Annotated in this window: 8 protein-coding genes, 15 tRNA genes and 1 rRNA gene; 23 read left to right on the forward strand and 1 reads right to left on the reverse strand. The window is 40.6% G+C overall.

From position 1 onward, the window contains the following. The first annotated feature begins 59 nt into the window (after positions 1–59). The 19 genes from rrf (at position 60) to IHV09_RS00095 (ending at position 7,866) form a co-directional block, all read left to right on the forward strand. Positions 60–175: ribosomal RNA gene (gene rrf / locus IHV09_RS00005) — 5S ribosomal RNA — on the forward strand. A gap of 10 nt (positions 176–185) precedes the next feature. Next, positions 186–260 (forward strand) — tRNA-Asn (locus IHV09_RS00010). Between the two features lie 4 nt (positions 261–264). Then, positions 265–356 (forward strand) — tRNA-Ser (locus IHV09_RS00015). 27 nt (positions 357–383) lie between these two features. Further along, positions 384–458, forward strand: a tRNA-Glu gene (locus IHV09_RS00020). 24 nt (positions 459–482) lie between these two features. Then, a tRNA-Val gene (locus tag IHV09_RS00025) sits at positions 483–558 on the forward strand. 27 nt (positions 559–585) lie between these two features. Beyond that, positions 586–662, forward strand: a tRNA-Met gene (locus tag IHV09_RS00030). A gap of 90 nt (positions 663–752) precedes the next feature. Further along, positions 753–828: transfer RNA gene (locus tag IHV09_RS00035), tRNA-Asp, on the forward strand. A 44-nt stretch (positions 829–872) separates the two neighbouring features. Further along, positions 873–948, forward strand: a tRNA-Phe gene (locus IHV09_RS00040). A 9-nt stretch (positions 949–957) separates the two neighbouring features. Continuing rightward, positions 958–1,033, forward strand: a tRNA-Thr gene (locus tag IHV09_RS00045). 82 nt (positions 1,034–1,115) lie between these two features. After that, a tRNA-Tyr gene (locus tag IHV09_RS00050) sits at positions 1,116–1,200 on the forward strand. 17 nt (positions 1,201–1,217) lie between these two features. After that, positions 1,218–1,291, forward strand: a tRNA-Trp gene (locus tag IHV09_RS00055). A gap of 14 nt (positions 1,292–1,305) precedes the next feature. After that, positions 1,306–1,381 (forward strand) — tRNA-His (locus IHV09_RS00060). Positions 1,382–1,390: 9 nt separating this feature from the next. Then, positions 1,391–1,465, forward strand: a tRNA-Gln gene (locus IHV09_RS00065). A gap of 59 nt (positions 1,466–1,524) precedes the next feature. Beyond that, a tRNA-Gly gene (locus tag IHV09_RS00070) sits at positions 1,525–1,599 on the forward strand. 12 nt (positions 1,600–1,611) lie between these two features. Continuing rightward, positions 1,612–1,686: transfer RNA gene (locus IHV09_RS00075), tRNA-Cys, on the forward strand. A gap of 26 nt (positions 1,687–1,712) precedes the next feature. Continuing rightward, positions 1,713–1,797: transfer RNA gene (locus tag IHV09_RS00080), tRNA-Leu, on the forward strand. 124 nt (positions 1,798–1,921) lie between these two features. Next, the gene (locus tag IHV09_RS00085; RefSeq protein WP_197263330.1) at positions 1,922–4,108 is read left to right on the forward strand and encodes an ATP-dependent helicase; all 2,187 of its coding nucleotides are present in this window, start codon (positions 1,922–1,924) and stop codon (positions 4,106–4,108) included. A 190-nt stretch (positions 4,109–4,298) separates the two neighbouring features. Next, the gene (locus IHV09_RS00090; protein WP_197263331.1) at positions 4,299–6,755 is read left to right on the forward strand and encodes a YhgE/Pip family protein; all 2,457 of its coding nucleotides are present in this window, start codon (positions 4,299–4,301) and stop codon (positions 6,753–6,755) included. A 433-nt stretch (positions 6,756–7,188) separates the two neighbouring features. Continuing rightward, positions 7,189–7,866: a coiled-coil domain-containing protein gene (locus tag IHV09_RS00095; protein WP_197263332.1), complete on the forward strand. Its 678-nt coding sequence runs from the start codon at positions 7,189–7,191 to the stop codon at positions 7,864–7,866. Positions 7,867–8,202: 336 nt separating this feature from the next. Here IHV09_RS00095 and IHV09_RS00100 read toward each other — a convergent pair whose 3' ends face one another. Next, positions 8,203–8,859 carry a B3/B4 domain-containing protein gene (locus IHV09_RS00100; RefSeq protein ID WP_197126777.1) on the reverse strand — a complete coding sequence of 219 codons (657 nt, stop codon included), beginning with the start codon at positions 8,857–8,859 and terminating at the stop codon, positions 8,203–8,205. Positions 8,860–8,932: 73 nt separating this feature from the next. Between IHV09_RS00100 and queG the strand changes: the two genes are divergently transcribed. The 4 genes from queG to trmL all read left to right on the forward strand — a co-directional run bounded on the left by queG (position 8,933) and on the right by trmL (position 12,183). Then, complete coding sequence (gene queG, locus IHV09_RS00105; protein WP_197263333.1) at positions 8,933–10,078, forward strand: tRNA epoxyqueuosine(34) reductase QueG; 1,146 nt, start codon at positions 8,933–8,935, stop codon at positions 10,076–10,078. Positions 10,079–10,137: 59 nt separating this feature from the next. Next, entirely contained in the window at positions 10,138–10,674 is a 537-nt protein-coding gene (locus IHV09_RS00110; protein ID WP_066391224.1) for a methylated-DNA--[protein]-cysteine S-methyltransferase, read from the forward strand. 68 nt (positions 10,675–10,742) lie between these two features. Next, positions 10,743–11,624 (forward strand): amidase domain-containing protein, encoded by an 882-nt coding sequence (locus tag IHV09_RS00115; RefSeq protein ID WP_191754641.1) that lies wholly within the window; start codon positions 10,743–10,745, stop codon positions 11,622–11,624. A gap of 85 nt (positions 11,625–11,709) precedes the next feature. Continuing rightward, positions 11,710–12,183, forward strand: coding sequence for a tRNA (uridine(34)/cytosine(34)/5-carboxymethylaminomethyluridine(34)-2'-O)-methyltransferase TrmL (trmL, locus tag IHV09_RS00120; protein WP_066391226.1), 474 nt, complete (start codon positions 11,710–11,712; stop codon positions 12,181–12,183). Positions 12,184–12,375: the final 192 nt, after the last annotated feature.

A 12,375-nucleotide genomic window follows, 5' to 3' on the forward strand; every position in this document is an offset into this window, starting at 1 on the left:
GCATAACGTTTGGAAACGTCGTATCTAGTTTTGAGAGAACATCTCTCAATATAATTTGGTTCAGTGATGATGGCAAAGAGGTCACACCCGTTCCCATACCGAACACGGAAGTTAAGCTCTTTAGCGCCGATGGTAGTTGGGGGTTTCCCCCTGTTAGAGTAGGACGTCGCTGAGCCAATACATATTCCACAGTAGCTCAGTGGTAGAGCTATCGGCTGTTAACCGATCGGTCGTAGGTTCGAGTCCTACCTGTGGAGCCATATTGGAGAGCTGTCCGAGAGGTCGAAGGAGCACGATTGGAAATCGTGTATACGGTCAACCCCGTATCAAGGGTTCGAATCCCTTGCTCTCCGCCAGATACATACTCTCTAGCTCAAAAATCTGGCCCGTTGGTCAAGCGGTTAAGACACCGCCCTTTCACGGCGGTAACACGGGTTCGAATCCCGTACGGGTCACCACTTATACATAACGATTTTAAATATGGAGGATTAGCTCAGCTGGGAGAGCACCTGCCTTACAAGCAGGGGGTCGGCGGTTCGAACCCGTCATCCTCCACCATAAACTTTTATATCATATTTATATCATCGCGGGGTGGAGCAGTCTGGTAGCTCGTCGGGCTCATAACCCGAAGGTCGCAGGTTCAAATCCTGTCCCCGCAACCAATTTTATTTCATGATCAAAGTCGAGATTACTTCTTGACCATGAAATATCAGTAGCGCCCATAAGGTGCAACCAATTTTATTTCATGTAATGGACTCGTGGTGTAGTGGTTAACATGCCTGCCTGTCACGCAGGAGATCGCCGGTTCGACCCCGGTCGGGTCCGCCATTTTTATTTAAACGGTGGCTTTACAACACCAAGAATTTTTTCTTGGCTCGATAGCTCAGTCGGTAGAGCAGAGGACTGAAAATCCTCGTGTCGGCGGTTCGATTCCGTCTCGAGCCACCATTTTTTTTTGCCGGTTTAGCTCAATTGGTAGAGCAACTGACTTGTAATCAGTAGGTTGGGGGTTCAAGTCCTCTAGCCGGCACCAGTTTTTTCTTCCTGAATTGGAACAAAAAACTTATTGAAAAACAGGGTGATTATGTTTTATAATAAAACCTGTCTTCATTCGTGGAGGGGTAGCGAAGTGGCTAAACGCGGCGGACTGTAAATCCGCTCCCTCCGGGTTCGGCGGTTCGAATCCGTCCCCCTCCACCATCTTTTATTCCTTATATAGGGGCATAGTTTAAAGGTAGAACGAAGGTCTCCAAAACCTTTGGTGTGGGTTCGATTCCTACTGCCCCTGCCAATTTTAATACTGTGGCGGTCGTGGCGAAGTGGTTAACGCATCGGATTGTGGTTCCGACATTCGGGGGTTCGATTCCCCTCGTCCGCCCCATTTAAATTTTGGGCTATAGCCAAGCGGTAAGGCATCGCACTTTGACTGCGACATGCGTTGGTTCGAATCCAGCTAGCCCAGCCATTTTTATTTTTATAACATAAGATGATTTTAACAACATATTATAAGTTAATTAAATGTTTGCGGAAGTAGTTCAGTGGTAGAATACAACCTTGCCAAGGTTGGGGTCGCGGGTTCGAATCCCGTCTTCCGCTCCATTTTTGTTTTCTGGCGGCATAGCCAAGTGGTAAGGCACGGGTCTGCAAAACCCTTATCCCCCGGTTCGAATCCGGGTGCCGCCTCCATAATTCCAATTCAAAAAGATTCAAATGCCGGTGTGGCGGAATTGGCAGACGCGCACGACTCAAAATCGTGTTCCTTCTGGAGTGTCGGTTCGACCCCGACCACCGGTACCATTTTACTTAACTTAACATTTAAACTTAAGACTTCTCACCTTTGTGGGGAGTTTTTTTATTTGCTTTTAAATTTTATACTTCAATTAACGATGAATATATTCAAGTTACGAAAGGGTACTGATCAATGAGAGATTCCTTCAATAAAATGAAAAATGATCTAGGCATTATTTTAAATGATGTTCAAAAGAATGCTGTTATGAAGACAGAAGGACCCCTTCTATTACTTGCTTCACCTGGTTCTGGAAAAACAACCACAGTCATTATGAGAATCGGTTATTTAATTATGGAAAAAGGAATACATCCTTCTCGTATAAAGGCTGTTACGTTCAGTAAGGCGTCAGCCAATGATATGAAAGAGCGTTTCGCAAAATTTTATCCTGATCTCCCTTCTGTGGACTTTTCGACCATTCATAGCTTTGCTTTTGAGGTAGTCAGGAATCATTATAGAAAGTTGGGTATCCCTTTTACAATTATAGAGGGTGATCACGATTCAGATGAAAAAGCAGGATCGAGAGGAAACTTTCAATACAACAAAAAACTTATGCTGAGGCATTTATTTAAGTCTGTTGTAGGGGAGAACATAACCGAGGATCAAATGGATGAGCTGACTACCTATATCAGTTACATTAAAAATAAGGTGATACCTATCGAACGGTGGTCAGAGGTTTCTTGTGATGTTTCGCAGGCTGAAGAGATATTTAAACAATATGAAGAACTCAAGCGTTCTGATCCGCATCATGTATTGTTAGACTTTGATGATATGCTCACGATGAGTAACGACATATTAGAAAAGGATAAGAACTTGCTAAGTCATTATCAAAACAGATACGACTATTTCTTAACCGATGAAAGCCAGGATACGTCGCTTGTGCAGCATTCCATTATAGAAAAAATGGTTTCTACTCATAGAAATTTATGTGTTGTGGCCGATGATGACCAATCCATCTATAGCTGGAGAGGTGCTGAGCCTTCCTATTTACTTAAATTTAAGGAAAAGTACAGTGATGCTTCTATTTTGTTTATGGAGCAGAACTATCGCTCATCTGAGGATATCGTTAACGTTGCTAATTCGTTCATTAAAAGAAATAAAAATAGATATGAAAAAAATATGTTCACTCAAAATCCTTCGCAGCAACCGATTGAAGTGAAACATCTCGTGAATTTTAAGGAACAATCAAAATACTTGGTCCAGGAACTTAATGACGATGTTCATCTAAAAGAAATCGCCATCTTATATCGAAATAATTCGTCATCCATTGGTTTGATGAATGATTTTGATCGTGCAGGAATTCCTTTTTATATGAAAGATGCCGATAATCGTTTCTTTTCACATTGGGTGGTTCAGGATATATTGAATTTTATGCGTATGGCCTTTACCGATAAGCGGCCAGACATTTTAGAAAAAATTCATTTGAAGTTTAATGGTTATATAACCAAGCAACAGATGCTAGCTTTAAAGCAATTGAACAATAACGATTCTGTATTTGATAATCTGCTAAATCATGTGAAATTGCAGGAGTATCAAGTTAAACTTCTGAAGACAAGTAAAGAAACGTTTAAAGAAATGAAAGATATGAAGCCTCTTGGAGCTATACGGGTGATCAGAGATGGTTTAGGTTACGATAAGGCAATTGAAAAGATCAGTAAGAGCCTTGGCTTTCGAATGGATTATTTAGTGGGCATCTTAAACACACTAGAAGAAATTGCAACAGATCTTGAGAGCCTTCAGGATTTTGCTGAACGCTTAAAACACCTCGAAGTTGTTTTGAAGACAGCAAAAAAGAAGAAGGGACATGAAGCCATAACACTTTCTACTTTTCATAGTGCTAAAGGGCTCGAATTTGAGAAAGTGTATATGATTGATGTAGTGGATGGAATCATACCATCTAAAGAAGATCGCACGGACCATCTATTGTTAGAAGAAGCAGCTCGGTTATTTTACGTAGGGATGACTCGTGCCAAGAAACAATTAACCTTAGTTACGTATCCATATCGAGATGGGAAAAAAGTTGAAGAGTCTGTGTTTGTTACGGATGTAAAAAACATATTAGATCCGACAAGATTGATGAAATCTGAACCCATAAAAAAGCAAGTGAAAAAGATAAATGGAGTTCCTTACAATCCGAATAGTATTAAAAAGAAGGAAGAATTACAAGTTGGTCTCACCATTACTCACCGTGTATTTGGACCTGGAGAAATAACTGAGCTCAGTGAAGAATTCGTGACGTTAACCTTTCAATCCAAAGAAAAGAAATTATCAATCAGCACCTGTTTAGATATGGGACTATTAGAGCCGTTGATTCACACTTAATATACATTTTTTTATCTAACCTTACATTATAACAGGACTTACTACCTTAATATTATTTAATATTTTACAATTTTCTGATAAATAAGAAGGATTTATTCTTGTCTCTTTCGAATAATACATTCTAGTAGAAGTGAATACCTGTTCATTTTTACAGAATGTATTTATTTTTGGGGAGAACGGGGGTAAAGGGATGAACGCTTTTCGTTTGTTTATGGCAGAAATGGCGAAGTTGGCAGGTAAAAAGGGTCTGCTGATCTCAGTCATTGCCGCGTTGCTTGTACCGGTCGTCTATGGTGGTATACTTCTGTCACCAAAATGGGGACCGTATGACAACTTGTCGAACTTACCTGTTGCGGTAGTCAACAAGGACAAGGGTGCATTATCGGACGATGAACCGATCAATGTAGGGAAGGATCTAGTAGCAGATTTAAAGAAAGGAAAAGATCTCGGGTGGGAATTTGTAAGTGCTGAGGAGGCTAAAGAAGGTCTTGATAGTCTGGAATATTATATGGTTATCGAGATTCCTGAGGATTTCTCACAAAGAGTAACAACCGTTTTAAGCGATAATCCAGAAAAGCTTCAACTTACGTATATCCAAAACGAAGGGTTAAACTTCATGGCAGCACAAGTGACAAGAAGTGCTACTGAAAAGCTAAGAGAAAAACTAGGGGATAAAATTACAGAAAAGTATGCGAACAATATGTTTGCCAGTCTCGGTGATGTATCTGAAGGATTTCAATCAGCTGCAGATGGATCTGCAAAATTAAATACGGGGATGACAGATCTTCGTGATGGAACGAACACACTTTTGCAATCGCTTACAAATAAAGCTGCTGACATTTCAAAGCTAGCAAGTGGAGCAAAAGAACTTCAAAATGGTGTCGGACAAATGGCAAGTTCTCTTTCAGCGAAACAGCCGGATATTAGTAAACTAGCTAACGGTTCATCGCAACTAAGTGCTGGTACGAAAGAACTGCTTTCGTCCCTTCAATCTAAGTCGGGTGATATTTCGAAGCTCGCGGCAGGTTCAGCTGCAGCAAATGAAGGAACAGGACTTTTATTACAAAATTTAAAAGATAAACAATCAGGAGTTGAAGACTTAGCGGCAGGTGCGCGACAACTTGGAGACAGCATACCGCAACTAAAAGCAGGAACCACGGGAATCTTAACAGGGCTAAAAGGTGTTCAAACAGCGATAAAGAATGAAATCGCTCCCGGAACACAACAGATCTCACAAGGTGTGGCTCAAGTGGCAGATGAATCTGCAAAGCTAGGTGCGGGGCTGCAAGGATTATCAAGTGATCTAAAGGCATACTTAGAGCAACACCCTGAACTTGCAAATGATTCAGCTTTCATGACAATCTATGGTAAGAGTCAGGCTATTACGGCAGCTGCTACTGATCCTGCAAAAGCACAAAAACTCCAGGTGCTAAGTCAAGGAGCTGCAAAAATAGCAGGAGCCTTCACGACAAATGCTGAACCTAATCCAAAGTCTGTGGCTGATGGGGTAAATCAGCTAGTGGCCGGCCAAACGTCAGTGGATAACGGGGTTGCGACATTAAGTCAAAAGGTGCCTCTGCTTCAACAAGGGACAGCGTCTATCGAGAGTGGCTGGAACACGATGGTAGGTAAGGTAGGAGAGCTGCACGCAGGAACTTCGCAGATTGCAGCAGGAAACCAATCGGTCAACACAGGTTGGACATCTCTTACGAATGGAGCATCACAGCTTAATGATGGTGCAACTCAAGTATCAGCTGGTAACTCTTCTGTTGAAAAAGGTTGGCGTGATCTGACATCCGGTGCAACAAAGATTAACGCTGGTATGTCACAAGTAAGTGATGGAAATGCAACAGTTGAAAAAGGCTGGGGCGACTTAACGGAAGGTGTTACAAAATTAAATGATGGTGCAGGGAAATTAAATGATGGTAGTAACGAGCTATCATCTGGCCTTAAGGATGGTGCCGAAAAAACAGGAGCGATTAAAGCGGCAAATGATAAGAATTTGAGCATGTTTTCTTCTCCTGTTGAATTGAAGAGTGAAACGGTTAATAAATATCCACTCTATCGTGATTCAACAGCTCCTTATGTTCTTTCATTAGCATTGTTTGTGGGCATCTTAATCATGTCTATGTTCATCAACTTTAAGAAGCCTGAAGGAATTTCAGCATTCTCTTGGTTTGGTGCTAAATTCATGAACCTAGGTGCACTTGCTGTTGTACAGGCATTACTTCTTTCGACAGTCGTTTTACTTGTCTTAAATGTGAAGACTGGAAACCCACTGGGCTTTATAACTTTTGCGGTTTTTGTAAGTTTAGTATTCACAGGAATTGTCTTATTGTTTGCGTCGTTAGGAAACATCGGACGTTTTATTGCGTTCGCTTTAGTGATCTTACAGCTTTCAACGACGGGTGCTAACTTGCCGATCGATATGCTGCCAGAGAACCTGCGTGCATTAAGTGAATTCTTGCCGTTCACGTATTCAATAGCAGGGTTTAAAGCATTGATCTCATTAGATAGCACAAGTTCTGCTTTTTCAAATGTGGGTGTGTTGTTCATCTATCTATTAAGTTTTAGTTTATTGTCGATCGCAGTCTATATGTTTTCAAAAACAAAAAACCAACCGAAAAATCTAGATTTAGCTGGCTGATAATCATTTCATAGTGTAATAAAAAGTTCCTGGCACACTTTGCCGGGAACTTTTTTTTGAATCTTCTTCTTGTACACTGAATATGTAGGTGTAAAGGAGGTTATTTCTCTGATGTATAGAGACCGGCGTGCCACAGTCTGCCTGATTTTAATTACCGTCTCCTTCGTTTCAATCCTCTTTATTACGGCTGATATTTTTCACTACATGCATATGATTAATGGGCTGATGATTAGGCTTTTTGAATCTTTTCGCTTGTTAGTGGTCATGATCATCCTTTTTGTATTTTCTATACTTGTATTATTTCGATATTTATAGATAGGATAATATTCCCCTTTTTTAAGGGGTTTTTATTTTTATGAAAAAGCATATTGTTTTTTCAAGAAAATAAAATAGTTCCAAAGCCATACATATCTCATCATAAGGGGGAGATTTTATGAAGTGGGAATTATCGATGTTCAAGAAGAAGTGGGTCTACTTTAGCTTAATGGCGCTGGTTTTAGTAGCAATTACCGCTTTTTCAGCACACGCAATAGGTTACAACAAAGCTTCTGTTCTTCTCAAAGATAAAAAAGTTGTAGCAGGTGAAATTGATGGTGAGATCAAAGAATGGAAGAAAGAGTTAGAAAGTATAGAAGAAAACGTTGAAGCGATGGAAGAAGAGGAAAGCAGTAAACAAGCTGATTTGGAGGGGCTTCAAATACGGTTTGATGAAGTTAATGAGATGGTAGGCCAAAAAGAAGCGATTCAAAAAGAAGTGGATGAGTTAGGTACTCAAGTAAATGCAAAGAAAGATGAATTGAAAAAACTTAGCGGGGAGATCGCAAATAAACAAAATGAACTTGATACATTAAATAAAGGCATTCTAATTAAGAAGAAGGAGCCACGAACATTAGTAGCCGGCGTTTTTATAGTGGGTAAAGACATAGCTCCAGGGAGATATAAAGTAGAACCAGTGAATGGGTTTGGAAATTACTTTGTGAACGGGGGAAGTAAAGTCAATATCATCTTAGGAAGAGGGGATGACCTGTTTCTGCCTGAATATGTGTTTGAATTGGATGAAGGGGACGAGATTGAAGCAACATTGTCCGTGAGATATACGTTAGTAGAGTAATAAAAATATTTAGGCAGGTGAATTTTTTAAAGAAAGTTAAAAGAACTTGTCATAAATGTCCTACTTGTTGCTTATATATAGAACAAGTTAGTTGTAGGTTTTAATGCAGGGCTTCGTTGATCCAATGAAGCCCTGCATTTTTTTGTTTTATAAAGCGCAATTATTATATATTGAGAAGTTTGCCTATTTTATTGAAACTTTTACACGATATATTCACCAATTTCCCCATTATATTGACGAGTTTGTATGCTATATCGACGAGTCTACATCATTCGACATCAGCTGTATTTAATAATAAATTGTAGCCAAATGAGCTTTTTGTATTTAAACAACTGTTTAAATCACCTGAATCTCAGCATTCCCACCATTCACTTGAGTGAACATCTTGGCCATAGATTCCAAGAGTTCTTGAGCTTCACTCTTATCCATAGATGGCTGCAGGTACACGATATGCAGTGCATTCTTAACACTCTCATCCACCATCGTGCGTTTAGAATCAACGATTGGGCTTCCAAAGGCACCAACCTCGTCTTTAGACAGTAACTTACCTTCCATATTCATCTCACGTCCGTTTAATCCTTCATAGGTATCTTCAGCGTCACCAAGATCAATCTGCACGTCACCTTGAATCTTATCTAGGTTATAAAGACCGATCGGTATACAAAATCGAATAGAGAAGAAGTTGTTTACATCGACGCCAGAGTTGATCGGGGGTAGGTCCTTGCCGCTTAACACCCGTCGCAACAATGCTTCTGAAGCGGGACGATATCGGGAAGGATCAATTCCTAATGACTTGAACACTTTTCGATATTCTGCGACACCAGGGTAATCGGCAGCATTTTTTTCTTCAAGTCGCAAGGATTCTGTAAATAGCTGGAACCTGCCTTTAATCATTTGCGGTGATTCGCTAATCGCGATATTATGGTATGTAATTGTGCCTATTTTAAAATTCGGGACAAGTTCGTTTAGTTTAGGATTAATTGTGATCATCATGTAACCCCGTTTCTTATTTATGTAATTGTAGTTTATCATAATTGTGGAAAATAAATGTAAAGGAGGGATATGCGTGACAAGTGCCCAGTTGAAGGAAGAGATTGTTGCATATAGTAAAGAAATCGGAATCGACAAAATTGGTTTTGCACATGCTGATGTATTTGCTGAGCTCAAAGAACGTCTCCGATTACAGCAAGACCTTAACTATCAATCAGGATTCGAAGAAAGTGATATAGAAAAAAGAACAGAGCCTGATCGGCTTTTGTCGGGAGCTTCCAGTATTATTTCGATCGCTCTTGCATATCCCTCCAAGATGAAAGATGCTCCCAGAAGTGTTCGAGGAGAGCGGAGAGGAATTTTTTGCAGAGCATCATGGGGTAAAGATTACCACCATATATTAAGAGAAAAGCTCTCATTACTAGAAGCTTTTATTATAGAAAAAATTCCAGGTGCCACTGTGAAATCGATGGTAGATACAGGAGAACTGTCTGATCGTGCTGTAGCTGAAAGGGCGGGGATCGGATGGAGTGCCAAAAACTGTGCGATCATGTCTCCGGAGTTTGGTTCTTATATGTATCTCGGAGAAATGATTACAAACATCTCGTTTCCTGCAGACACTCCAATGGAAGATCAGTGTGGTTCGTGTAACAAATGTGTCGATGCATGTCCGACTAATGCTCTTGTACAGGGAGGACAGCTTGATTCGTCTAAATGTATTGCCTTTTTGACGCAAACGAAAGGATTCCTGCCTGATCAGTATAGAGATAAGCTCGGTAACCGTTTATATGGATGCGATACGTGTCAGACAGTTTGCCCTGAAAATAAGGGAAAAGATTTTCATCATCATGTGGAAATGGAACCTGACCCAGAGATTGCAAAACCTCTTTTAAAGCCATTGTTGTCGATGAGCAATAGAGAGTTCAAAGAAAAATTCGGCCATATTTCGGGTAGCTGGAGAGGGAAAAAGCCTATTCAGCGAAATGCGATTATCGCTTTAGCTCATTTTAAAGATGAAAGTGCAATTCCAGATTTAGTTACGTTGCTCCATACTGATCCTCGACCAGTAATAAGAGGAACTGCAGCATGGGCCATTGGTAAGATTAGCGGGAAAGATGCGGAATTGGAACTATTATCTGCAAAAGAGCGTGAAAAAGACGATTTGGTCACGTTAGAGATTGAAAAGGGACTGAAAATGGTCCGAAATCAAGAAATTTCGTAATCGCATATGTTTGAAGTGTCCGATATAGTAAGGTCAAGTAATGAAAAGAAGGGATAATTATGTGTCAGATTAAAACGTTACTCTATTACGAAGAAATGGAAAGCGTAATCGGACCGTTAACAATCATTGCAACAGAGAACGGAATCTGCCGTCTCGATTTTGGTTCAATGGAGGATAACCTTCCAACTTTACGTTCATGGATGGCGAAACATTTTATTAAGGGAGAACTTATACACTCTCCAGAACGATTGGATGATGCCGTTCAACAACTGCACGCTTACTTTGCAGGCAACCTGCATGAGTTTAGCGTGAACTATGATTTATTTGGTACCGCTTTTCAAAAAAAGGTATGGAACCAGCTTACGAGTATTCCTTATGGCGTAACTTGTTCGTATAAGGAAGTGGCTCAAGGCATTGGTGCACCTAAGGCTGTTCGAGCTGTAGGCAGCGCGAACAACCAGAATCCCGTACCTGTTTTTATTCCATGTCACCGAGTGATTGGAAGTAATGGAGCACTTGTAGGCTATGGTGGGGGATTAGATAAAAAAGAAATATTGTTATCGATCGAACAGAATAGCTGCAAGAAGACATCCTAGAGAGCCCTTAAAGGGTTCTTTTTTTTGATATCCCACTCATATGTTAGTAGAAGCAGGAGGGATGTCTGATGTGGATGGAAACACTTAAAGCTTATATCCAAAACCAATCTCAATGGATGATACATGCAGATGCAGACGGACGAGGTTACTTTTTACGAGAAGAACAAGAGAGCTTCATTCGAAAAAAACAAATGTATACCGATAGAAATGCGTTTATTGTAAACAATCAAACGAACGGAAGTGTCTTACGAACGACGGAGTCCGAAGATAAGGTTCAGGTAGATTATTTGGTGCATTATAGTTTCTTAATCAAACACGGGTTTGATTTCTATGTGGAAGAGATCTCTCAAGAGCGACGTGCTACTTTTCAAGATGGTGATATGAAAAGCGATGAACCTGTCAATGTGGAAGGAAACTACAGAGAGCTTCCGAAGATCGAGCGGGAGAACGAATCGATCGCACCAACGAAGGGCGGTTATGATAGACTTGCTGCTGTACGTTATGCAGAGAGATGGTGGAATACGTTTAATCCGGCTTATAAATCTTTTGAGAATGATTGCACGAACTATATTTCTCAAAGTCTTCATGCAGGTGGCATACCGATGACTTCTCAATCTATTAAATCGAAGGGCTGGTGGATGCGAAATAATTCTTGGAGCTATAGCTGGTCAGTAGCCAATGCGATGAGATGGTATTTGAGCGGCTCAAAATCTAGTCTTCAAGCACAAGAGAAATCTGCAGCGCATCTTCTATTGCCGGGAGACGTAATCTGTTATGACTTTGATGGAGATGGCCATTATCAACATACGACGATTGTGGTCGCAAAGGATCCTTCTGGAGAACCACTCGTAAATGCTCATACAACAAATAGCAGAATGAGATATTGGGGCTATGAAGATTCAACGGCGTACACAAAACGCATTCAATATAAATTTTTTCATATTCTTTAAGAAGAAGCTTGCCTTCAGAGAGTGATATTCCAAAAAAAGTGCTATAATAAGTACTTGTTGGAATATTGTTTTTGAGGTGAGCTTTTTGGCTATACATGTTGTTTTATTCGAACCGTTAATTCCTGCAAACACAGGAAACATCGCACGTACGTGTGCAGGAACTGGTGCACATCTGCATCTCATTCATCCACTTGGGTTTTCTTTAGAAGACAAATACTTAAAGCGTGCTGGCCTTGATTATTGGGAGCATGTAAAATTGTCTCATCATGATTCATTGGATGCTTTTTATAATGAATACCCAGACGGGGAGTTTTACTATATCACCAAATTCGGTGAACAGACGTACTCAAATTTCGATTACTCTGATTCAGAGAAGGATGTTTTCTTTGTTTTTGGAAAAGAAACGAAGGGACTTCCGCGTGAAGTGATTGATGCGAACATGGAAAGGTGTCTGCGTATTCCGATGAATGAACACATTCGTTCATTGAACCTATCGAATACGGCTGCGATCTTAATCTATGAAGCGCTGCGTCAACAAAGTTTTGGAGAGTTGAAATAAGCTTACTGTGAGCGGTTGATTTCCGTTTCAGGTGCTCGCTTTCCGTGGGGCAGGCGGTGAGCCACATTCGCAAGTTTCACTTATAAGTGTCTCACCTTTCTAGTTGCAGCGGCTAGCCCCTCGAGGTCAAAAGCTAAATGATCCAGAAGGCAAAGTGCGCCTTCCTTGCTCATTCACCTTTTGCTTGTCGGG

The organism is Fictibacillus sp. 23RED33, assembly GCF_015903925.1.
Lineage (GTDB): Bacteria > Bacillota > Bacilli > Bacillales > Fictibacillaceae > Fictibacillus > Fictibacillus phosphorivorans.

Bases quoted from the DNA above. Each gene is read 5' to 3' on its own strand.
- IHV09_RS00085 (WP_197263330.1), top strand. From the start codon at position 1,922: ATGAGAGATTCCTTCAATAAAATGAAAAATGATCTAGGCATTATTTTA.
- IHV09_RS00090 (WP_197263331.1), top strand. From the start codon at position 4,299: ATGAACGCTTTTCGTTTGTTTATGGCAGAAATGGCGAAGTTGGCAGGT.
- IHV09_RS00095 (WP_197263332.1), top strand. From the start codon at position 7,189: ATGAAGTGGGAATTATCGATGTTCAAGAAGAAGTGGGTCTACTTTAGC.
- IHV09_RS00100 (WP_197126777.1), bottom strand. From the start codon at position 8,859: ATGATGATCACAATTAATCCTAAACTAAACGAACTTGTCCCGAATTTT.
- IHV09_RS00110 (WP_066391224.1), top strand. From the start codon at position 10,138: ATGTGTCAGATTAAAACGTTACTCTATTACGAAGAAATGGAAAGCGTA.
- IHV09_RS00115 (WP_191754641.1), top strand. From the start codon at position 10,743: ATGTGGATGGAAACACTTAAAGCTTATATCCAAAACCAATCTCAATGG.